The 21,435-nt window shown below is 55.8% G+C and carries 18 protein-coding genes and 3 pseudogenes; 13 read left to right on the top strand and 8 right to left on the bottom strand.

Annotated elements, in window-relative coordinates:
- Positions 1–143: 143 nt before the first annotated feature.
- The 7 genes and pseudogenes from MUN84_RS12130 (at position 144) to MUN84_RS12105 (ending at position 7,234) form a co-directional block, all read left to right on the top strand.
- On the top strand, positions 144–572 hold the full coding sequence (locus MUN84_RS12130) for a sigma-70 family RNA polymerase sigma factor (RefSeq protein ID WP_244694337.1): 429 nt from the start codon (positions 144–146) through the stop codon (positions 570–572).
- A pseudogene (locus tag MUN84_RS24590) lies at positions 557–610 on the top strand (hypothetical protein); the annotation flags it as partial. The gene MUN84_RS12130 and the pseudogene MUN84_RS24590, both read left to right, overlap by 16 nt.
- 3 nt (positions 611–613) lie before the next feature.
- Positions 614–781, top strand: coding sequence for a hypothetical protein (locus MUN84_RS12125; protein ID WP_244694336.1), 168 nt, complete (start codon positions 614–616; stop codon positions 779–781).
- 142 nt (positions 782–923) lie between these two features.
- Positions 924–2,018, top strand: coding sequence for a FecR family protein (locus tag MUN84_RS12120; RefSeq protein ID WP_244694335.1), 1,095 nt, complete (start codon positions 924–926; stop codon positions 2,016–2,018).
- Between the two features lie 171 nt (positions 2,019–2,189).
- Positions 2,190–4,814 (top strand): SusC/RagA family TonB-linked outer membrane protein, encoded by a 2,625-nt coding sequence (locus tag MUN84_RS12115; RefSeq protein WP_244694334.1) that lies wholly within the window; start codon positions 2,190–2,192, stop codon positions 4,812–4,814.
- Positions 4,805–5,692 (top strand): hypothetical protein, encoded by an 888-nt coding sequence (locus MUN84_RS12110; protein ID WP_244694333.1) that lies wholly within the window; start codon positions 4,805–4,807, stop codon positions 5,690–5,692. Before MUN84_RS12115 ends, MUN84_RS12110 begins: the two co-directional genes overlap by 10 nt.
- A gap of 18 nt (positions 5,693–5,710) precedes the next feature.
- Positions 5,711–7,234 carry a SusD/RagB family nutrient-binding outer membrane lipoprotein gene (locus MUN84_RS12105; RefSeq protein ID WP_244694332.1) on the top strand — a complete coding sequence of 508 codons (1,524 nt, stop codon included), beginning with the start codon at positions 5,711–5,713 and terminating at the stop codon, positions 7,232–7,234.
- A gap of 187 nt (positions 7,235–7,421) precedes the next feature.
- Here MUN84_RS12105 and MUN84_RS12100 read toward each other — a convergent pair whose 3' ends face one another.
- Positions 7,422–8,564, bottom strand: coding sequence for a J domain-containing protein (locus MUN84_RS12100; protein WP_244694331.1), 1,143 nt, complete (start codon positions 8,562–8,564; stop codon positions 7,422–7,424).
- Positions 8,565–8,709: 145 nt separating this feature from the next.
- Between MUN84_RS12100 and MUN84_RS12095 the strand changes: the two genes are divergently transcribed.
- The 3 genes and pseudogenes from MUN84_RS12095 to MUN84_RS12085 all read left to right on the top strand — a co-directional run bounded on the left by MUN84_RS12095 (position 8,710) and on the right by MUN84_RS12085 (position 10,589).
- Positions 8,710–9,096, top strand: coding sequence for a phage holin family protein (locus tag MUN84_RS12095; RefSeq protein ID WP_244694330.1), 387 nt, complete (start codon positions 8,710–8,712; stop codon positions 9,094–9,096).
- Positions 9,097–9,104: 8 nt separating this feature from the next.
- Entirely contained in the window at positions 9,105–9,842 is a 738-nt protein-coding gene (locus MUN84_RS12090) for a hypothetical protein (protein ID WP_244694329.1), read from the top strand.
- Positions 9,820–10,589 (top strand): annotated as a pseudogene (locus MUN84_RS12085) (geranylgeranylglyceryl/heptaprenylglyceryl phosphate synthase). Before MUN84_RS12090 ends, MUN84_RS12085 begins: the two are co-directional and overlap by 23 nt.
- 122 nt (positions 10,590–10,711) lie before the next feature.
- Here the strand turns inward: MUN84_RS12085 and MUN84_RS12080 are convergent.
- The 7 genes and pseudogenes from MUN84_RS12080 to panC all read right to left on the bottom strand — a co-directional run bounded on the left by MUN84_RS12080 (position 10,712) and on the right by panC (position 16,990).
- On the bottom strand, positions 10,712–11,635 hold the full coding sequence (locus tag MUN84_RS12080) for a helix-turn-helix domain-containing protein (protein ID WP_188557287.1): 924 nt from the start codon (positions 11,633–11,635) through the stop codon (positions 10,712–10,714).
- A 157-nt stretch (positions 11,636–11,792) separates the two neighbouring features.
- Positions 11,793–12,932, bottom strand: a complete 1,140-nt coding sequence (locus tag MUN84_RS12075) for an acyl-CoA dehydrogenase (RefSeq protein ID WP_244694328.1) — start codon at positions 12,930–12,932, stop codon at positions 11,793–11,795.
- Positions 12,933–13,296: 364 nt separating this feature from the next.
- Positions 13,297–13,995 carry a zinc metallopeptidase gene (locus MUN84_RS12070; protein ID WP_244694327.1) on the bottom strand — a complete coding sequence of 233 codons (699 nt, stop codon included), beginning with the start codon at positions 13,993–13,995 and terminating at the stop codon, positions 13,297–13,299.
- Positions 13,996–14,083: 88 nt separating this feature from the next.
- Positions 14,084–14,561 (bottom strand): annotated as a pseudogene (gene rfaE2 / locus MUN84_RS12065) (D-glycero-beta-D-manno-heptose 1-phosphate adenylyltransferase).
- Between the two features lie 12 nt (positions 14,562–14,573).
- Positions 14,574–15,590, bottom strand: coding sequence for a lysylphosphatidylglycerol synthase transmembrane domain-containing protein (locus tag MUN84_RS12060; RefSeq protein WP_244694326.1), 1,017 nt, complete (start codon positions 15,588–15,590; stop codon positions 14,574–14,576).
- A gap of 125 nt (positions 15,591–15,715) precedes the next feature.
- Positions 15,716–16,063, bottom strand: a complete 348-nt coding sequence (panD, locus tag MUN84_RS12055) for an aspartate 1-decarboxylase (protein WP_244694325.1) — start codon at positions 16,061–16,063, stop codon at positions 15,716–15,718.
- 72 nt (positions 16,064–16,135) lie between these two features.
- Positions 16,136–16,990, bottom strand: coding sequence for a pantoate--beta-alanine ligase (gene panC, locus MUN84_RS12050; protein ID WP_244694324.1), 855 nt, complete (start codon positions 16,988–16,990; stop codon positions 16,136–16,138).
- 120 nt (positions 16,991–17,110) lie between these two features.
- Between panC and MUN84_RS12045 the strand changes: the two genes are divergently transcribed.
- The 3 genes from MUN84_RS12045 to glmS all read left to right on the top strand — a co-directional run bounded on the left by MUN84_RS12045 (position 17,111) and on the right by glmS (position 21,417).
- Positions 17,111–17,923: a glycogen/starch synthase gene (locus MUN84_RS12045; RefSeq protein WP_244694323.1), complete on the top strand. Its 813-nt coding sequence runs from the start codon at positions 17,111–17,113 to the stop codon at positions 17,921–17,923.
- The gene (locus MUN84_RS12040) at positions 17,907–19,466 is read left to right on the top strand and encodes a DUF4270 family protein (RefSeq protein WP_244694322.1); all 1,560 of its coding nucleotides are present in this window, start codon (positions 17,907–17,909) and stop codon (positions 19,464–19,466) included. Before MUN84_RS12045 ends, MUN84_RS12040 begins: the two co-directional genes overlap by 17 nt.
- A gap of 115 nt (positions 19,467–19,581) precedes the next feature.
- Positions 19,582–21,417 (top strand): glutamine--fructose-6-phosphate transaminase (isomerizing), encoded by a 1,836-nt coding sequence (gene glmS / locus MUN84_RS12035; RefSeq protein ID WP_244694321.1) that lies wholly within the window; start codon positions 19,582–19,584, stop codon positions 21,415–21,417.
- The last annotated feature ends 18 nt before the right edge of the window (positions 21,418–21,435 follow it).

The following is a 21,435-nucleotide window of genomic DNA, read 5'->3' as shown; positions in this document are numbered from 1 at the left end:
TTGCCGCTGCTACGTCGGTGCTAGGTTATGCCGCTGGCTGCCTACGCCACGTTAGGGTAAGTATGAGGTAACTCACGGCTACCGTAGGGCGGCATCAGTTGCTTTATCAAGCTGGGCCAAGTACTTTTAACTAAAGTATTCTCATGGCTGCCGCTACCCCCGCCACCGAAGAGTTAGTACAACGCATGGCTGCCGACGACCGGCAGGCTTTTGCGCTGTTCTTTACCCGCTACCACGGCAAGCTGGTTACGTTTGCTACCCTCTACGTCCGGTCGAGAGAGTTGGCGGAGGAGGCGGTTTCGGATGTGTTTCTAAAGCTATGGCAGAAGCGGGCGGCGCTGGTTGAGGTAAAGAACCTCAACAGCTACCTCTACATTGCTGTTAAAAATCAGGCGCTGAACTACCTGCAGAAAGCCGAAAACCAGCCGAGCCTAGCCCTGGACGAAGTGCCCACGGCCCTGACCGTAGAGCTGATGACGCCTGAGCGGGAGCTGCTAACCTCGGAGCTACAGGCGGAAATTCAGCGGGCTGTAGATAAGCTACCCCCCAGTGCAAAATCATTTTCCGCCTGATTCGGGAAGATGGCCTCAGGTACAAGGAAGTAGCCGACATCATGGGTATTTCCGTCAAAACAATTGAGGTGCAGATGGGCATTGCCATCAAAAAAATCAGCGTAGAACTGCAGGATTATCTGCGCATGCGTTCCTCAGCTTCTGCTTCGGCGGCTAACCGCGTACTGCGCATTGCCCTGAGCTTGCTGCCGCTGTTGCTTAGCGCCTAGGGTAGCAACTCACCGGCGCGTTGGCAGGCGAAGCAGCCCGCTCTTTATAGCGTTGTTAAATTTTAAGGGTATCCTTTTAAGGGGATTCTCTGGTATTTATGTCTCTACACTATACAGGGGTTACCTAACCCATAGCGAGTACATGGAGCTTTCCGCACTACACGAACTTATTGGCAAAGAGCTAGCAGGCGAGCTTTCGGGCGCCGAGGGCGAAGTGCTGCACGCCTGGCTGGCCCAGGCCACTGCCGAAGAGCGTCTGGTGTACGAGGAAACCAAGCGCTACTGGCACACTCCCGCTCCTGCCACCGTAACGGCCGCTGATACGGCTGCCGCCCTGGAGCAGCTGCTAACTCATATTGACGCGGCCGAAGCGCAACCCCAACCCCGCATTATCTCCTGGCAGCCAACCTCGTCCGCGCCGTGGTGGCGCACGCGGGCAGCAGCGGCCCTTGCGGCGTTGGTAGTAGCAGGTGGGGCGGTTTTTAGCTACTGGAGTTTCCAGCGTGCCACTCCCGAAACGGGTATTCCTCTCGCTTTCGAAGAAAAAACAACGGCTCGCGGTGCTTCCGCTAAAGTGCTACTGGCGGATGGTACGGCCGTGTGGCTGAACGCCGACAGCCACCTCTGGTTCCCGAAGTCTTTCGAAGGAGCTCAGCGGGAGGTGTACCTGGAGGGTGAGGCTTTTTTTGAGGTGACTCCTAATAAGCGGCAGCCATTCGTTATTCACTTGGGGGCGGAACAGGTGCGCGTGCTGGGTACCTCTTTCAATGTCAAGGCCTACCAGGAAGACGAAACCATGGAAACGGCCGTTGTCACCGGCCGGGTAGCTTTTATCCGGAGTGGCGCTGAGGACGCTACCTCCTCCGACACCTTATATATAACTCCTGACCAACGGGCGGTCTACTCAAAAAGCACGGCTGCTCTGCGCCGGGAAACCATCAACAGCCAGGATTATGCCGCTTGGAGCCGGGGCGGATTCGTGTTTCAGAGCACTTCGCTGGCAGAAGTGGCCCGCACTCTGGAACGCCACTACGATGTGAAAGTGCAGTTTGCCAACGAGCAGCTGCGCCACTGCCGGCTTACTGGCCGATTCCGCGACCAAACTCTGCGCGAGGTAGTGAGCGTATTGGCCCTAACGGGAAGTTTTGGATTTGAACTGACCGATGACCAGCTTCTGATTACTGGCCCGGGCTGCGAGCCTACCTTGACGGCACCTGCCGTTGCGCCTTCCTTATAATACAGGAAGCAGTGTATATTAGAGGGCTTAATTTCCACCCTCGGTATTCGCGTTTTTGGTTGCATGAAGTATCGGCTTCAGTCCTGCGTGGCCTGTGCACGGCTTGGAACGAGAGCAGAATACAGCGCTTATGCAAAGCTGGTAGTGCTGGCAGGGCTACTAACCTTTGCAGTGCCAGGGCGGGCCCAAACATCCATCCCGCCAACAACTTCTCCGCTGGTCACCATTCAAACCCACGGGCGCGACCTGCCAACGGTTCTGCGGGAAATTGAGCGGCAAAGCGCCTACACCTTTGTGTATAGTGATGGTCAGGCCCGCAGGCAGCTACCAGCCCTCACCTTTACAAAAGTCCCACTGGAGCAGGTACTGCACCAACTCTTACCCCCGCTTGGGCTGAGCTACCGCACAGTAGGCCAGCAGATTATTCTGATTCCGCGGGTAGTCCCTGCTACCAGCAGCCCGGCGGCGGTTCCCCCGAGCGTAGCGCGGGGCTATACGGTGCAGGGCCGCGTTACGGCCCGCAATACTGCCACGGCCCTGCCCGGCGCCAGCATCCTGATTAAAGGCACTACCAGAGGCACCATTGCTTCCGCTGAAGGGCAGTTTTCTTTGGCGCTCGGCCCCGCTGATACCGTGTTGGTAGTCTCTTCCTTGGGATTTATCAGCCAGGAAGTACGTTTCCGCGGCAGAGGGCGGCTGGAGGTTGCCTTGCCGGAAGACACCCGCACCTTGGCCGAGGTAGTAGTAACTGGCTACGGCCTGGAGCGGGAGCGTAAATCGTTGGGTTACTCCGTGCAAGAGGCGCAGGCGGCGCAATTGGTGGAATCACGGGAGCCGAATTTTATCAACTCCGTTAGTGGCAAGTTGGCGGGCGTGCAGGTAAGCCGTAGCGGCTCCGGGCCCATGGGTTCTACCAACATCATCATTCGGGGTTACACCTCCCTTACCCGCGACAGTCGGCCGCTGGTGGTGGTGGACGGGGTGCCCATTGACAACCGAAACCCGCTCCAAGCCACGCGCTTCGGCGGCTACGACTCCGGCGACGGACTATCAGCCGTTAATCCGGAAGACCTGGAAAGTGTATCGGTGCTGAAAGGCGGCAATGCGGCGGCTCTGTACGGCAACCGGGCCGCCAACGGGGTCCTCGTTCTGACCACCAAAAAAGGCAAGCCCGGCCTGGGCCTGACCGTCAGCTCCACTACTACCTTCGACCGGGCTCAGGTACTCACGGAGTACCAAAACGAGTACGGCCAGGGCACCCAGGGCCGGTTTCTGGTTGATGCTGCCGGCAAACCGCTGCTAACCCCGGAAGGGTACCCGCAGGTAGAGGAAGCACTGGAAACCATCGGGAGCTGGGGGCCTCGGATGCAGGGCCAGCTGGTACGGCACTGGAATGGGAAGGTACAACCCTTTGTGTCCCAACCACATAACATCCAGGATTTCTTTCAGCTGGGTTACACTACGGCCAACAACGTCGCCCTTTCTATGGGCACTGACCGCTCCACCCTGCGCATATCGGTGGCCGACCTGCGCAACCGGGGCACTTATCCCAACAGCCGCCTGGCCCGCAACTTCCTAACGTTGCGGGGCACCCACCAGCTAACGAGCCGACTATCCGTTGATCTGAAGGCCAGCTACATTTACTCCCGCAACTTCAACCGTCCCACGCTCGGCGCCAACCCCGACAACGTGATGGTGCAGTTCCAGCATCTGCCCCGCAGTACTGATGTGGACGACCTCCGCCCCTTCCGCGACCCGCTGACGTTGCAACCTGTGCTCTGGAACCAGAACTCCGGCGCGGCATTTCGTACCACCATGCGCCAGAATCCGTTCTGGGCGGCCTACCTCAATACCAACCAGGCGATTCAGCACCGGGCCAACGGCTCCATATCGGCGCGCTACGACTTCACCGATTGGCTGTGGTTGCAGCTACGGGCCGGCACCGACTTTTATGCTTCCGACGTGGGCTACCGCTACGCTAGCTATACTGCTTGGAATACTACCGCCGTGCCCGACCGGGGCGGGGTAGCGCAAAGCCGGCTCACGATGCGGGAAGACAACTTCGACTTTATCCTGAGTGGCACTCGTCGGCTGGGCCCACGCTGGAACCTAACCAGCCAAGCCTTCGGTAGCCTGCTGCAGAAGCGCAACGAAACCACGGGAAGCACTGGCCAGGGCCTGCTCGTGCCCAACGTGTTTACCCTGGCAAATGCGGCCAGCAAAACGCCCGTGTACTCCTTTTCCCGCTACGAGGTGCAGTCCTTATTCGGGCGTAGCTTGCTGGCCTACCGCGAGGCCGTGTTTCTGGAAGTTACCGGCCGCAACGATTGGGATTCTACCCTGCCAGCCGGTAGTTGGTCGTACTTCTACCCGAGCACGTCCCTGTCCGCGGCCTACACCGATTTGTTGGGCTGGCATTCCCGCTGGCTTACGCTGGGCAAGCTGCGAGCCTCCTGGGCCAAAGTGGGCAAGGGCGCGGGCCCCTACGAGTTGGCCACGCAGTACGATTTGGGCTCGGGCGTGCCAAACGCTCCTGGCGTGGGCTCATCTCACCTGGGTCAACCCTTTGCCAACCTGCAAGATCAACTAGCCTTGCTTCGGCTGAAGCCGCAGATTACCCGCTCGGTGGAGTTGGGTTCCGAAATGCGTTTTGGCCGCAACCGAGCCAGCCTAGATGTTACCGTATACCGCACCAACACGTTTAATCAGGTTACCAGCGTGCCGGTTTCAGCTACGTCCGGCTTCCGGACCCAGCTTATCAACGCGGGCAACATTCAGAACCAGGGGTGGAGGTAGTGGCCGCTGCTACCCCGCTTCCCACCGCCAGCCGCCTGCGCTGGGATGTCAGCCTGAACTGGGCCGCGAACCGCTCCAAAGTAGTGCAGCTAAACGAAGGCGGCACTACCTACCAGCTGGGCACCGAGTCCAACAACGTGGCCATAGTGGCGCAGGTAGGCCGGCCCTTCGGTGACATTGTCGGCCCCCGCCTCCAACGTGCCCCCGACGGACAGCTGCTGGTTGGCCCCGACGGCCTACCCGTAGCACCTAGCCCAACTTTGGCTAGGCTGGGCAACTTCCAGCCTAGCTGGTTTGGCGGTATAACCAATCGGTTCAGCTACAAAAACCTAACTCTCAGCACCTTGCTCGATGCCCGGTGGGGCGGGCAGATTTATTCGGTTTCGCAGCAGCAGGCGGCTTTGTTTGGCAACGCCCGCGCCACGGTGGCAGGCCGCGCCGGCTGGTATGCCTCCGAAGAAGCTCGGGAAGCCGCTAACGTTAGCCCGGCAAATTGGACTGCTACGGGCGGCGTGCTGGTGGAAGGCGTGATCCGCAACCCCGACAACACCTACACACCGAGTCGGCGCTATGTGAACCCGCAGGCGTATTGGGCCCGGCTTTCCACCGCTGCTGAGCCGTTCGTATACGATGCTAGCTTCATCAAAATTCGGGAGGTAGCCGTTACGTACCGGTTGCCCGTGCCCCTGCTAGCCCGCCTTGGCAAACTCAAGGGCGGCAGCGTGGCCGTTGTTGGGCGCAACCTGGGCTTTCTGAAGCGTGCCACGGAAGGATTTGACCCAGAATCGGCGTACAACCTTTCCCGGGCCCAGGGGCTGGAATCGGGCGGCTATCCTAACAGCCGAACGCTGGGATATTATCTTACCCTCGATTTTTAACCAGCAGCTTTTTCGGTTATGCTACCCCGCGGCCTTTCCCGACACTTCTTTCTTGCCTGGGGGCTAGGCATGGTGTTAGCGGCCGGCGCAACGAGTGGCTGCACGGACCGGTTTGCGGAAATCAACACGGACCCCACCAAAACCGGGGCCGCCTCCGCCGATATGTTGTTTGCCCGCGCCCTTAAGTACGGGGCGCTCTACGACAACGACCAGCAAGTAGGTGAACACCTGCACGCCAACATGTGGGTGCAGTACTTTGCCAACTCTACTCCAGGTTTCGTGACGGACCGGTACGAGAGTAATGACCAGTGGGCCACTACCTTCTGGAATGATTTCTACTCGGGCTATGGCATGGACCTGCAGGAAGCTATCCGCCAGGTGCAAGGCAAGCCCGCTGACGTGAACAAGCTGAGCCAGGCGCGAATTTGGCGGGTTTTCCTGTTTCAGCGCATGACGGATTACTGGGGCGACGTGCCCTACTTCTCCGCCTTTCAAGGAGCCACCGACCAGCTGCGCCCGTCCTACGACGACCAGCGGGCCATTTACGCCGATTTTCTGCGGGAGCTGAAAGCCGCCGCTACGGCCCTCGACGATGCCCAAACCAGTGCTTACGGCCCCGCCGACTTACTGTACGCCAACCCAGCAGTTGCCTTCCCTACTCCGACGGTGGCCGCCGCCAACCAGCGGTGGCGTCACTTTGCCAACTCCCTGCGGCTCCGCGTGGCCCTGCGCCTCAGCAAAGCCGACCCCTATCTGGCCGAGCTGCACGTGCGGGAGGCCCTAGCCGCCGGCGTAATGGAAAGCAACGAGGAATCGGCCATTATGCGGAACACGGGCGGCAGCATCCGGATTAACCAGAACCCGCTGGCCGTGGTGCTAGGCTTCGGCGACAGTCGAGTGAGTGCCACACTTATTGACTACCTAAGCCGCTACCACGATCCTCGACTGCTCATTTTCGCTGACCCCGTTTCGGCTACCAACTCGGCGCGGGTGGGGTTGCCCAACGGCCTTTCCACCGTGGAGCTGACCCAACGCCAGTACAATCCCGCCAACTTTTCCAAGGGTGGGGCCCGCTACCGTTCCATCACCAACGACCAAAACCTGCTTACCTACGCGGAAGTCTGCTTTCTGCGAGCCGAGGCCTGCCTGCGGGGCTGGGACGTGGGGTCGGCCCAACGGTGGTACGAAACCGGCGTGCGCGAAGCCCTTGCCCTGGCTGGCATCTCTGAGCCGAATGTTGCCACGAGCTATTTGCAGGAGCCGGAGGTACGCTTCGTGGCAAGTACCGGTCTTCAGCAGATCATGACCCAGAAGTGGCTTTCTTTATTCGGGCACAATGGCTTTGAGGCCTACTCGGAATACCGCCGCACGGGCTTTCCGGTGCTGCGCCCCATTGCGGGCCTAGGCGAAACCAACGGGCAAGTACCTCGGCGTCTGCGCTATCCGCAGTCGGAGCAGCGCCTCAACGCAGCCGCCTACCAAGCCGCCATCAGCCGCCAAGGCCCCGACCTAATGACCACGCGCGTGTGGTGGGATAAATAAATTTCAAATTTCTAGAGCTGGACTTAGGGGGTAGTGTTCCGTGGCCCGTCTTCTATCTGAAAGCCTACCCTGCCTTCCCGAGCGCAATTATTGGGCATTGTGTGTGCAGTGCAACTAGAAGTCAATTTCTACCCATTATTCCTAGTGAACAAAAACCCTCTCCGGACGCGGAGGGGTTTTTGCTTTTCTACTTCGGGCAAGATGTGGCCCGTGCCTGCTCTGCGAAACGGTAGCCCTGTACCACAGCCCGGCGGAAAAACTCGCAGGCTTCCGCAGTGTTGCCTTCCTGCTGCGCAATGCGCCCCAGCAGAAAATATACTTGCCCCTGATTAGGGTAGGAAGCCAGTACCTGCCAGTAGTCGGCGCGGGCGGCCCGCAGGTCATGCTCCTTGAAGTTGGCCAAGCCCCGGTACAGCAGCAGCCGGGCTCCAATGAAGGCAGGCTCCTGGCGAGCGTGTCGTAAGCCCGCAGTGAAGTCGCGGCGGGCGGCAGAATAGCGGTGCGAGAAAAGTAGCGCCTCCCCGCGCAATAGCCGGGCGTGCGCCAAGGTAGAATCCTGAGCTAGCGCCTGCTGGGTAGTAGCTTTTACTAGATCTGGCCGCTGTAGGGCCCGGTAGCACAAGCTTAACCGCAACAAAAGCTCCGCGCGCTGGCGTGGACTTTCGGCCGTTGCTAGTGCCGCTTTATAGTCCGTAACGGCCGCCAAGGGATTATGATAGAACAACTCCTCTATTTCTGCCCGGCGGCGCAGGGCCGCCGCGTAGTCGGGCCGGAAGCGCAGAGCATCAGAAAAGAAGCTATGAGCAGCGCTCCACTCCCGGCGAGTGTAGGCTTCTAGGCCGCGCTGGTAGTTGCTGGTGGCCGTCAGGCGATACATGGAAATACGCACGGCCAGTACGAACAATACAATACCCCCTATCACCAATAAAATCAGGCGCAAGTCGTGGCGCGTGAACTTGGGACGCTGCTTGGGAATGGTACGATAATGCCGCTCATGAGAACCCGCCGGCCGCCGGGTCCGGACGGGAGCCGGCGGTGGCATAGGCACCCCGTAAATGTGTTGGCCCTGATTGCGAAACTGCTGTTGCCGCCGCGCTTCCTCGGCCCGACGAGCCGCTACCTGGAGCTGAAAGTCATATTGAGCCCGGCGGCCCGGGTCGCCGAGTACTCGGTACGCCGCTGCTGCTGCCTTGAATAACTCCTCGTATAAGGGGCTGCCGCCGTGCTTATCCGGGTGGTATTTCACGGCCAGCTGCTTGTAAGCCAGCTTTATTTCCCGGGCCGTAGCCGTGGTAGCAACGCCCAGTACCTGGTAGTGATTTTGGCTCAACCTATGACATTATATAGTAAAAGTACGTCAATTTTCAGACACGCTACTAGGTTTTCCGTAAGAAAGGGCTATCTGCAAAACTGGCTCCGGCGTGGTTTTCAGACTTATGCACCCGTAACATTGTTCCTCGCAAAAATTCTCCCCTATGGGCCTGTTCTCCACTGAAGATGACGCCACCAAAACGCCCCGCACGGATAATCTGATGGGCAACGTGATGGGCTACCTGGATACCCGCATTGATCTGGTGCGCCTGGAAACTCAAGAAAAAGTAAAAACGGCCTTTGTTGGCACCCTGCACGGGGTAGCACTGGCTACTATTGGGCTACTATTTTTTCTGTTTCTGAACATATTTCTGGGGCTTCTGCTCAACGACGTTCTGGACAGCCCGTATTGGGGCTTCGGTATTGTGGCCGGCTTTTATCTGGTGCTGCTCGTCGTCTTTGTAATAGGCGTTGATAAAAAGCTTTTCCAGGGCCTAGCCGACAAGCTCCTGAACAATACCATTTATAAATCTGACAAACGCCAAGCCTAACCCATCGTATGGCCGATCTGCATAACCCGCTGTTTGAGGACGAAAAGGAGTTTCTGGAGCGCCAGAAGCTGGAATATGAGCGCGCCCTGATGGGCGACGTGGAAGGCATCAAGGCCAAAACGCAGGAAGTCAGCAAGTACGTAGCCATTGGTGCTGGCGTACTCGGTGGCATCTGGCTGCTATCGAAGGCTTTTGGCGGAAAAAAAAAACACGCCGACCTCCACAACGAGGATGATTACGCCCGCCACCTAAGAAACGGCAATAGCCGCCCTCGTCGTTCGCAGGCCTCTACGGCCGTGGACACGGCCGTAGCAGATGATCTGGGCTTTGGCACGGGTCATCATCACTACGACCGTGGTCGTAAGCAGCCTTACTCAGAACGCGCCCACATCGCGCCCGATGTGTACCACACGGATAATGATCCGTTTCAGCCCCTGGGTTTTGATGAGCCGGCGCCTCGTCGTTCTGTGCCAGCTCCGCGTCCGGCCAATCATCAAGGGGAGGCTTCTTCGGTCTTGGCTTCGGCAGTAAAAGCCTTTATGCAGTCAGATACTGGCAAGATGCTGATAGCACAGGCATCGGCGGTGCTGATGGCCTATGTAGCCAAGAAAGCCAGCGAGTATTTACCAATCATCAAAAATCCCGACCTTGCGTCTTCGGCTACGGTTCACACTGAACCAGAAACCCGGGACATTGAATTTACCTACCACCACGACGACGCGGATGCGCCTCACCAGCCTGTATGATGCCCTAAGCAAACGCCGGATTCACGGCCAGAAGTCTCTGGCCGTGTTGCTGGACCCCGATAACCTGGATGAAGTCAGCTGCCGGCAGTTGCTAGAGCTTAGTGAACAGCATACCGTAGAATACTTTTTTGTGGGTGGCAGCTTGGTGATGAACTCTCGCCAGGCTGCCCTCATTCGTTTTATCAAGAGCCGTTCCAGCATTCCGGTTCTGCTTTTTCCCAGCCATAGCCTGCATCTGGATGACCAAGCCGACGGTATTCTTCTGCTGTCTTTAATTTCCGGGCGCAACCCTGACTTCTTGATTGGTCAGCACGTTATTGCCGCGCCGCTGCTGCGCCAGAGCAATTTGCAGATTCTACCAACAGGTTATATGCTCGTGGATACGGGCCGCCAAACCACGGCCAGCTATATCAGTGGCACTACCCCCTTGCCCCACGACAAACCAGGTATTGCGGCCTGCACGGCCATGGCAGGTGAACAGCTTGGCCTCCGTCTCATGTACCTGGATGGGGGTAGTGGCGCCCTATACCCGTAGCCCCAGCCATGATTCGGGCCGTGCGCCAAGCAGTAGATGTGCCTTTGATAGTGGGAGGTGGCATCAACACCACGGAGAAGGCCCAGGCCGCACTAGCCGCTGGCGCTGATGTCATTGTGGTAGGAAACCAAATTGAAAAATCGCCGGAGTTTCTGGCCGAGATGTCGAAAATTGTGCGCAGCTTCAACAGTGTTGCCACCAAAACCGTGTAGCTCCAAGACACCATAGTAGTTACACTCAGCTACACCTAGCAAAGCAAAAGGCACCCGATATCGGGTGCCTTTTGCTTTGCTAAAGAAGTCTAGCGCAAGTTTAAGCCAAGGCTAATACGCTGCTAGATGTTCATAGCTGACTCACGGCGGCGCATTTTGCCGGCCGGAATGCCAAACATCATTTTAAAACGGCGGCAGAAATAAGCGGTGTCCTTATAGCCTACCTCTTTACCAATGTCGCGGATACTCTTTTTGGTCGTGCGAAGCAGGAACACGGCGCGCTCCATGCGCTGGTACTCAATGTAGTCCTGAGGGTTAATACCCGTCAGCATCTTGAAGTACTGACCCACGTAATCCTCGCTCACATTAGCTACACCCGAGAGGACCTTGTTCGACAAGTCGCCGCCGATGTTTTCCTTAATGTAGTTGAATAGGTCGATGAGGCGCGGATCTTTGAAATAGGTGCTGTTGGTAGCCAGTTGCTCTACGAACATCTTGTTTTTCAAGATGTAGCGCACGATTTCCACCACAATGTTCTCGGTGTAAATCGTAATAAGACGCTCCCGGCCCGGCAATTCCTGCAGGCTTTCTTCTACTACCTTAATAACCAAGTTTGCCAGCTTGGAATTGCCCGTAATCAGGAAGGCAGGCACGTCCAGAGACGCGAAGAAGTTTACCGAGTCAAACACCTTGGCCTCAAAGCTCACAAAGGAGTGGCTTTCCTCGGCGTCACCAATCAGGTCGAGGTCGGAGTTAGAGTGGAAGAACTTGTCCTTATTCGTTATCAGGTCATCGTTGGTGATGCTCTTGCTGGATGGCTCACCGTACGTCACTTTCGTGGCCCGACCTCCCGGAATGAACAGCATTTCGCCCTCTTCCACTACCTGGTCCTCGTCGCCGAAAGAAACCCGGCCCTTATGCAGCAAAATAAGGTTGTTGCCCACATCGTAAGAATTGCGCACCGTAAAAGGCTGCTGCAATACCAGATTTTTCGCCTTGATGTACCGAACACCAAGCGACTCAATTACTTTATTATAATCTTCCATCTTCGACGGGTATTTTAAAACTCAGGTGTGGGTGGAGAAATAGTACCCCTGACTTATGTAATGCAAAATAACATATAAAAATTCACACAAACACAAAACCCAGCCTAAAAAAGGCTGGGTTTTGTGCAATACTTCTGACTTTTAGGCAATTCAAGTCTTACTTAAGAATTTCCCGAGAGATTACAATTTTCTGAATCTCAGAAGTTCCCTCATAAATCTGGGTGATTTTAGCGTCGCGCATCAGGCGCTCTACGTGGTATTCTTTCACGAAACCGTAGCCTCCGTGAATCTGCACGGCTTCCACGGAAGCATCCATGGCCGTTTTGGAAGCGAACAGCTTAGCCATAGCGCCTGACTTAGCGTAGTCCTGATGCGCGTCCTTGTCGTGGGCGGCTTGCAGGCACAACAGACGAGCAGCGTCAATGTTCGTGGCCATATCGGCCAGCTTAAATTGAATAGCCTGGTGCTGGGCAATTGGCACGCCGAAGGCTTTGCGCTCCTTTGAGTATTTCAACGCCAACTCATACGAGCCGGAAGCAATGCCCAAAGCTTGCGCGGCAATGCCAATCCGGCCGCCAGCCAGCACCTGCATGGCGAATTTGAAGCCGAAGCCATCTTCCCCGATGCGGTTTTCCTTGGGAACCTTCACATCATTGAACATGAGGGAACAGGTATCAGAACCGCGAATACCGAGCTTGTTTTCCTTCGGGCCGGTCTGGAAACCTTCCATGCCTTTCTCCACGATAAGCACATTAATGCCGCGGTGCTTTAGCTCGACGTTGGTTTGAGCAACTACCAGGTATACCGAAGCGGTAGTACCGTTGGTAATCCAGTTCTTGGTGCCGTTCAGCAGGTAGTAGTCCCCTTTGTCTTCAGCAGTGGTGCGCTGGCTGGTAGCATCGGAGCCAGCTTCCGGTTCGGAAAGAGCAAATGCGCCGATGATTTCGCCGGAGGTCAGGCGGGGCAGATACTTGCGCTTCTGCTCCTCCGTGCCGTACTTCTCCAGACCCCAGCATACCAGCGAGTTATTCACCGACATGATAACGGAGCAGGAGGCATCTACTTTGCTGATTTCCTCCATGGCCAGCACGTAGCTCACGGTATCCATGCCGCCGCCACCGTACTCGGGGCTAACCATCATGCCCAGGAAGCCCAGCTCGCCCATTTTTTTGATCTGCTCGGCGGGAAACTTTTGGTGATCATCCCGTTCGATGACGCCGGCCCACAATTCATTCTGGGCAAAGTCGCGGGCAGCGGCCTGAACGGCCAGTTGTTCTTCGGTGAGCTGAAAATCCATGCGGTATAATGGGTGGGGTGGGAAAAGCAAAGAAGTGTTACACAGCGGGGCGTAAATTCGCTGTCGGGCCTCAAAATTAACCGACAAGTTTGCAGATTACGCAGATGGCCCGCATTTTTTTAGTAGGCTAGCAGCATAAGGTATCCTGCTCGTTTTTTGTTTCCTCCCACGCCTAGTTTCTGCTACTGAATTACCAGAGCTTCAAGCGGCATTTCACCTACCGTCACTTACTGCTACGGCTTCGTACTGAGAGAATACTGCCTGGTTCAGAGTAATGAAGTATGAGAGCCGATAAGACACAAACAGCCGCCCTTTTGCAAGAGCGGCTGTTTGTGATGTAGAAGCGTTTTTAGCGTATGACCATCTATCGACGGTCGCGGCTACCTAGGAAAATGCTTACGTAGTAAAGCAGGGTAGCCAAGGAGCTGAGGGCTGCTACCACGTAAGTCATGGCGGCCCACCACAGAGCGTCTTTGGCCATGGCGTGTTCTTGCGGGGTCACGATGCCGCGCTTGTCAATCCAAGCCAGCGCCCGCTTGGAGGCGTCGAACTCAACCGGCAAGGTCACGAAGGAGAACAGCGTGGTCAGGGAGAATAGCACAATGCCTACCCCCAACGGAATGAGCGTTGTACGAATCATGAACACGCCAGCTAGCAGCACGAAAGGCATAAACTTCGATACGGCACTCAGGGCCGGCACCATGGCAGAGCGGAACTGCAGGGCGCTGTAGGCGGTGGCATGCTGTACGGCGTGGCCACATTCGTGGGCGGCTACGGCCGCGGCGGCGGCGCTGCGCTCCTCATACACGGCCTCGCTGAGGTTTACAGTTTTATCGGCAGGGTTATAGTGGTCGGTCAGGCGGCCTTCGGTGCTGATAACGCGCACGTCGGTAATGCCGTGGTCGGCGAGCATCAGCTCGGCAATCTGCCGGCCGGAAAGGCCCGACTGTAGTCCGATTTGAGCGTACTGGCTGAACTTGCTCCGTAGCCGCCACTGAATCAGCCAGCTGACTATCATAGCCAGAATGACGATAAAGTAGATGGGGCTTGAGTTGTAGTACATGGTAGTGATGGTTAGTGTGAGAGGCCTAAGCTGAGCTCTTCGACTAACGCACGGATGGCAACACCTGCCTCCTACCTCAGCCTTTCGCTCAGCTACTACCTAAAATTCGCTCGACGATGCGCGTGGTGCTGTAACCAGTTACCAGGGTACGGTTAGCACCTGCCCGCCGTTTCGTAACACTACTTCGTGGCCCACAATTCCACTGATCTGATAGTCGTCGCCCTTGACCAGAATATCGGGTTGGATGGCTTCTATCAGGTTCAGCGGGGTTTGCTCACCGAAGAGTACTACCGCATCCACAAACAAAAGGGAGGCCAACACCCGCGCTCGTGACACTTCGTCTTGCAGGGACGCCCCGGCTTTAAGCAACTTACGGAAGCATCAGTGTTTAACCCTACAACTAGGCGTTGGCCCAAGTGGCGGGCTTTCTCAAGGTAGTCGACGTGCCCCAAGTGGAGCAGGTCGAAGCACCCGTTTGTAAATACAACCTTCTCTCCGGCAGCTTTCCAAGCCGCTACCTGGTCTAGCAATTCTGGCAACGGCAGTATTTTATCTTTTGCCCACATGTACTTGCCGCGTTAGGTTAAGGCTACTTGCGGGGTAGCTTTTCCTGATTTGACCATGCTGGCCACAAAACTGATGCCGCCCATCAGCACTACCAGCAGGGTTTGGGAGCCGTGCACTACCAGCGCGTAAGCAATGCCGGCTTCTTTGCTGATGCCGTACACCAGCAACGTGCTTTGCACCATTAGGTGGAAGGCCCCGAAGCCGCCCTGCACCGGCGCCGCCATGCCAAAAGCCCCGAACGTCAGCACGGCCAATCCGGCGGCCGGCGTTAGGCCGGCCGTGGCTGGAAAGGCGAAGAAAGCTAGATAATCCATGAGGTAGTACACCAGCCAGGTGAAGGCCGTATGCAGCAGAAAGAGCCCAGGACTGCGCAACTTTCGCACACTAAATACGCCGTCGAGCATGCCCCGCACAAAGTTTTCGAGCTTTACAAATAGCGCGCGCTGCCGCAGCTTTTCCAGGTTGCGCAGTAACAAGTAGCCCGACAAAAGCAGCAACACCACTGTAATGGCCGCTAGCAGCAGCAATAGGTTCTTGTGCGCGGCCAAGGATTCGTACCGGTCGGAGAACAAGCTCACCACAAAGGCCCAAAACTTATGGAAATCCAGCAGAAGCGTCAGGCCCAGCAAGCTGGCCAGAATCAGTAAATCGATTACGCGTTCCGTAATAACGGCTCCTAGCGACACCTGCACCGGAACCCGGTCGGTGCGGTTGAGCACGGAGCACCGAATGACTTCACCCATGCGAGGTAGCACCAGATTAGCGAGGTAGCCTACCATCATAGCGTGGTACACCTGCCAGTAGCGCGGATTTTGTCCGCTGGCCTCCAACTGCATCTGCCAGCGGTGGGCCCGGCTGAAGTAACCTAGGGCTGAAAGCAATACCGTCAGGCCCAGCCAGCCGTAGTTAGCTTCACGCATGTATTGGCCCACCAATCTTAGCTCCTGACCACGCAGGGCGTACCACATCAATAACCCCGACAATACCAGCAGCAAGCCGTATTTCAGAACGTTCAGCAGTTGCTTCATGGCAGTAAATAGGTGAATGTCTGCTCCCCAAACAAGAAAACAGCTGGCGGGCCACGCGCGGAAGCCTGTTTATCTGGGGCTATTCCGGCACTGGTCCGCCAGCACTATTTCTGGGTAAAACCCAATTAACTAATGCGATTATGCTGATCTGGGAAGATAACCGTGGGCTTGTGAGCCCGCGCCTCCGCAAAGTCAATGAGGGCGTAAGAAATAATAATGATGATGTCGCCGACGGCTACGCGACGGGCGGCTGGACCGTTCAGGCAGATCATTCCGGAGCCTCGCTCGCCCTTAATGGTGTAGGTTTCGAACCGTTCCCCGTTGTTAACATTAACGATGGTCACCTTCTCATTTTCCACCATGTTGGCCGCATCCAGCAGGTCTTCATCAATAGTGATGCTGCCCACGTAGTGCAATTCCGCCTGCGTAACCTTTACGCGGTGAATCTTCGACTTGAGAATTTCGATGTGCATGGGTGAAAAAGCGGTGAATTTTGGGCCGCAAAGATAGTAAACCCACCTTGAAGCGCCGGGGTGCTACCCGCATCAAGGTTGGGTTACCACTACGTTATCAATCAGCCGAACGCCGCCCAGATGTGCTGCCACGCACACTGCTACCGTACGGCCCGGCTGCCACTGCTGCAGCGGCTGCAAGGTTTGCGCATCCACCAACTCCAGGTATTCCAGCTCAAGGCCGGGCGCGGAACTAAGCGAAGCACGAGCCGCCGTCCGGACCTCATCAACGGAAGCTTGCCCACTTAGCACCAGTTTTTGAGCCAGCTGCAGGGCCTGATATAAGCGCGGAGCCACGGCCCGGGCTGCCGCGTCCAAACGCCGGTTTCGCGACGACATAGCCAGTCCGTCGGCCTCCCGCACGGTAGGAAACGCCACTAGCTCCAGATCAAACGACAAATCCGCTATGAGCTGTCGTACAATAGCTACTTGCTGAAAGTCTTTCTGCCCAAAATACACCCGGTGGGGTCGGCTTAGGTGAAATAGTTTGCTCACTACCGTGGCTACCCCATTGAAGTGCCCCGGGCGGTGCGCCCCTTCCATTACATGCTCCAGGGGCCCAAAATCGAAACGTAGCACGCTGGGCTGCGGGTACATATCAGCGGCCGTAGGCAAGAACAACGCTGTGCAGCCCGCCGGAGCCAGCAGTGCGGCGTCGGCTTCGGGCAGGCGTGGGTACAGACGGAAGTCTTCGGGGTTATTGAACTGGGTAGGGTTCACGAAGATGCTGGCTATGACCACATCACACTCCTGGGCTGCCGCCCGCACCAGCTGCAAGTGGCCTTCGTGCAGGGCACCCATGGTGGGCACTAGGCCAATGCGCTTCCCTTCTCGCCGCCAAGTTTCGGTATGGGCTTGCAACGCAGCGACGGTATTCAGTATCTCCATAGAGTAAAAAGGCCCCTACGGCGAGTGGCCAGATGGGTTAGGTTGAAATTTCCCTCAAAAATGTTTAATTTTGTGCATCCCAAAGTGTTGCCCATTCCTAATCACCCCAACTGACTCTATATGTCCAAGTTGAGAATACTCTATGCTGCCACGGAAATCAACCCGTTTTTGCAGACCACCAAGGTAGCGGAGTTTTTGCGGCGGCTGCCGCAGGGAATGCAGGAAATGGGGATGGAAATCCGCATTTTCGTGCCCCGTTTCGGCATCATCAACGAACGTAAGAACCGCCTGCACGAGGTAGTGCGGCTCTCGGGCATCAACATTGCCGTGGGCGAGGACGAAAAGCCGCTCATCATTAAAGTGGCGTCTATTCCGAACGCTAAGTTGCAGGTATACTTTATCGACAACGAAGACTACTTCCACCGCAAGTCCGTGTTGGTTGACAAGAACGATAAGTTTCACGCCGATAATGACGAGCGGGCTATCTTCTTCTGCAAAGGGGTGCTAGAAACGGTAAAGAAGCTGGGCTGGGCACCTGACATTGTGCACTGCAATGACTGGATGACAGGCTTGATTCCGATGTATCTGAAGACGACCTACAAAAAGGACCCAATCTTCAAGGACGCCAAATCGGTGTTTACCATCTACAACAATGAGTTCGACCACAAGTTTGAGGGCGACATCATTGAGAAAGCCAAGATGCTGGACATTGAAGACGACATGCTGGCCGCACTGAAAACTGCCGACTTCGGCGGTTTCATTAAGGTAGGTATGGAGTATTCTGATACGGTAGTGAAATCAGACGAATCGTTCAGCGAAAACCTGAACACGCTGTTCACCGAGTACTCGACCAAGAAACAAATTGAGCAGGTTGGCGCCGACGACAATTTGCTGACTTCTTACTACGCCCTCTATAATGAATTGGCCAGCTAGCGCCAGCCGACTCGCTTCGGTTTCCCTTTTTGCCGTTTCCCTGCTGGGCCTCACAACCAGCTGCGAAGAAGCTAACGACCTTGGTCTGGAGCTACCCGGCACTTCGCCCATCAGCTCACAATTCCTTGACCTGCCGATTGCTACGTATACCGTACGGCAGCAGCCTGTTGAAACGGTTAACAGCAATCAAGTGCTGGTTGGTCGGCTGCGCGATACTAAGGTTGGCACCACTACTGCTCAGGCCTATCTAAACCTGCAGTACAACTCCTACTTGAGCCCAGCAGATTCCTTGCCCAGCAAATTCACAGGAGTTAAGCTGGATTCCGTGGTGCTTAGCATTGGTTTCGACAAGGTGTATGGCACTACGTCTCAGCCATTGCGGTTCGACTTGGGTGCACTCAATCAGCCACTGGACGACCGTACCGTATACAATTCGGCCTCCGCTGCTCCGGCTAGCAGTGTGTTGCTCACAAATCTTTCAGCTCCGCTTAACCGCGCTATCCAAGTTAAGCAGCGGACGGTGGCTTCTAGTACCACGGATACCACTACCCGCCTCATCACTACCACTGTGATAGATAGAGTATTGCGGGTGCGGCTGCTGAAATATGCAGCTACTACAGCGCTGGCAAACTCGGTTTTTACCGCCTTGCAGAGTGCTTCCTTTAACCAGGAGAAGCTGGATGCCGTCTGGAAAGGTATAGCTCTAACACCCTCCGCTGGATTCGCAGATAACATTGTAGCATTTAACCGCTCGTACAATTCTAGAGTGGTATTTTATTTCAGTGGCACAAATGCCAGCGGTTACAAGAGCAAGTTTCACTCTTACAGCGTAGTAGCGGGTCCCTTGCCTACCGATGCGCGCACTACCGGGCCGAAGTATTTCACCCAGCTCACCACTGACTTTTCTGGTACTGCCCTAGCAAGCCTGAGCTCAGCCGGTCAGCAGATTAACTCTACTGCTACCGATGGCTACACTTATCTACAGGATGGCACTGGGTTAGCTACCCGCCTGGAATTCCAAGGCCTAGAAACCCTCCTGAATAATAAGGAACAGGCAGTGAACCGGGCCGAGTTGCTGTTGCCAATCAAGCAGAACACCAATGGTCTGTTTCCTTACTTGGGGAACAGAGCTAACGAAAACGCTGGCAACAACCCTAGAGACAGGTCGGACCCTCGGATAAACAGCATACAGCTCTACGAGGTAGATGCCAGCAATCAACCCTTGACGCGCATTGTTGGAGCTACCAGCTACGAGCGGCTTGTGCAGGAGGAATTATCGAGCCAGAATGGACAGTCAATGGTAACCAGCGTAGGCAATCCGGCTGCAGCTAGGTTATACCCGAGCTATGATATGTTGGAGTACTACAGCATCCCGTTAACTGAATATCTGCAGGCCTACTTGCAAAATCGGTTGGACGGTGAGCGGCCTTCGGCCCTGCTGTTGTCTCCCATCCTGCGTGATAACCCCAACCTGACCTTGAACCGCGCTCAGCTCGATACGAAGGGAATTAAGCTCCGCGTATATTATTCTAAGCTTCGTTAAACAGCATTTTGTGCTGTAGGATCCTATCAACAAGGGCGGCACGGCTTTTGCCGATGCCGCCCGTTTTTAACTTTCATTTTCGGAAAGTTTCTGCTCTGTCACAATCAAACAACTTATGTGCGGAATTGTCGCTTACATTGGGCACCGTGAGGCCTGCCCCATCATCATCAAAGGCCTACGTCGCCTGGAATACCGTGGCTATGACTCAGCTGGCGTAGCCCTGCTGAATGGCCAACTCAGCGTTTACAAGAAAAAGGGCAAAGTAGCTGACCTCGAAGCCTATATTGCTGAGGTCGACACGCATGCTCATATTGGCATGGGCCACACCCGCTGGGCTACCCATGGTGAACCCAACGACGTAAATGCGCACCCGCACTACTCTACCTCAGAGCGGATTGCTATTATCCATAATGGCATCATTGAAAACTACGCCGCGCTAAAGCAGCACTTGCAGCAGCAAGGTCACGTGTTCCACTCTGACACGGACACTGAAGTGTTTGTCAATCTGATTGAGGAAATCCAGAAGCAGAATAGCTGCTCCCTGGAGGAAGCCGTCCGTTTGGCCCTGCACGAAGTAGTAGGTGCATATGCCATTGTGGTACTGAGTAAGGATAACCCCAACCAGCTAATTGCCGCCCGTAAAGGCTCACCGTTGGTAATTGGGGTAGGCGAAAATGAGTTCTTCCTCGCCTCCGATGCTACGCCCATCATTGAGTACACCAACGAAGTAATCTATGTAAACGATTACGAGTTGGCAGTAATTAAGGATGGTCAGCTGGAGATCCGCAGCAAGGAGGACGTAAAGCAGACCCCCTACATTCAGACCCTGGAGTTGGAGCTAGACCGCATTGAAAAAGGCGGCTACGAGCACTTCATGCTGAAGGAAATCTTCGAGCAGCCTCGCTCTATCCTTGATTCGATGCGGGGCCGCTTAGAACTGGAAGCTGGCCACTTAAACATGGGCGGCGTGCGCGCCTACGAACGGAAGTTTGTAAACGCGGACCGCATCATTATTGTAGCCTGCGGTACTTCTTGGCACGCGGGCTTGGTGGCTGAATACCTGCTGGAAGACCTAGCTCGTATTCCGGTAGAAGTAGAATACGCTTCAGAATTCCGTTACCGCAACCCCATTATCACGGAGCGCGACATCGTAATTGCTATTTCGCAGAGCGGTGAGACGGCAGATACGCTAGCCGCAATTGAGCTGGCAAAGAGCAAAGGCGCTACTATTTTCGGTATCTGCAACGTAGTGGGCAGCAGCATTGCCCGGGCTACTGATGCCGGTGCTTACACCCACGCGGGCCCCGAAATCGGGGTGGCTTCTACCAAGGCCTTCACGGCTCAAGTAACGGTACTGACGCTGCTGGCCATGATTGTGGGCCATAAACGCGGCACGCTCTCCGACACGAAGCTGCGGGAATTGATGATGGAGCTGAACACTATTCCGGCGAAAGTGGAAAAGGCGTTGCAGCTAGACACGGAAATCAAACAGATTTCTGAAATCTTCAAGGACGTTTCTAACTTCCTGTACCTGGGCCGCGGCTATAACTTCCCCGTGGCTTTGGAGGGAGCTCTGAAGCTAAAGGAAATCAGCTACATCCACGCCGAGGGATACCCCGCTGCGGAAATGAAGCACGGCCCGATTGCCTTGATCGACGAGAACATGCCGGTAGTTGTTATTGCAACCAAGGACAGCTCCTACGAAAAGGTAGTAAGCAACATTCAGGAGGTGAAAGCCCGCAAAGGCCGGATCATTGCCGTGGTAACGGAAGGCGACACGGTGATTCCAGAAATGGCGGAATTCACCATTGAAGTACCCGCTACAAGCGAAGTGCTGATGCCGTTGGTATCAGTAGTGCCGCTGCAGCTGCTCTCCTACCACATTGCCGTGCTACGTGGTTGCAATGTTGACCAGCCCCGTAACCTGGCTAAGTCGGTAACGGTAGAGTAACCGACACTGCTAAAATAG

Source organism: Hymenobacter sp. 5516J-16 (assembly GCF_022919335.1).
Lineage (GTDB): Bacteria > Bacteroidota > Bacteroidia > Cytophagales > Hymenobacteraceae > Hymenobacter > Hymenobacter sublimis.
Note: the sequence above shows the minus strand (reverse complement) of the source record. Positions and strands in the feature narration are given on the sequence as shown.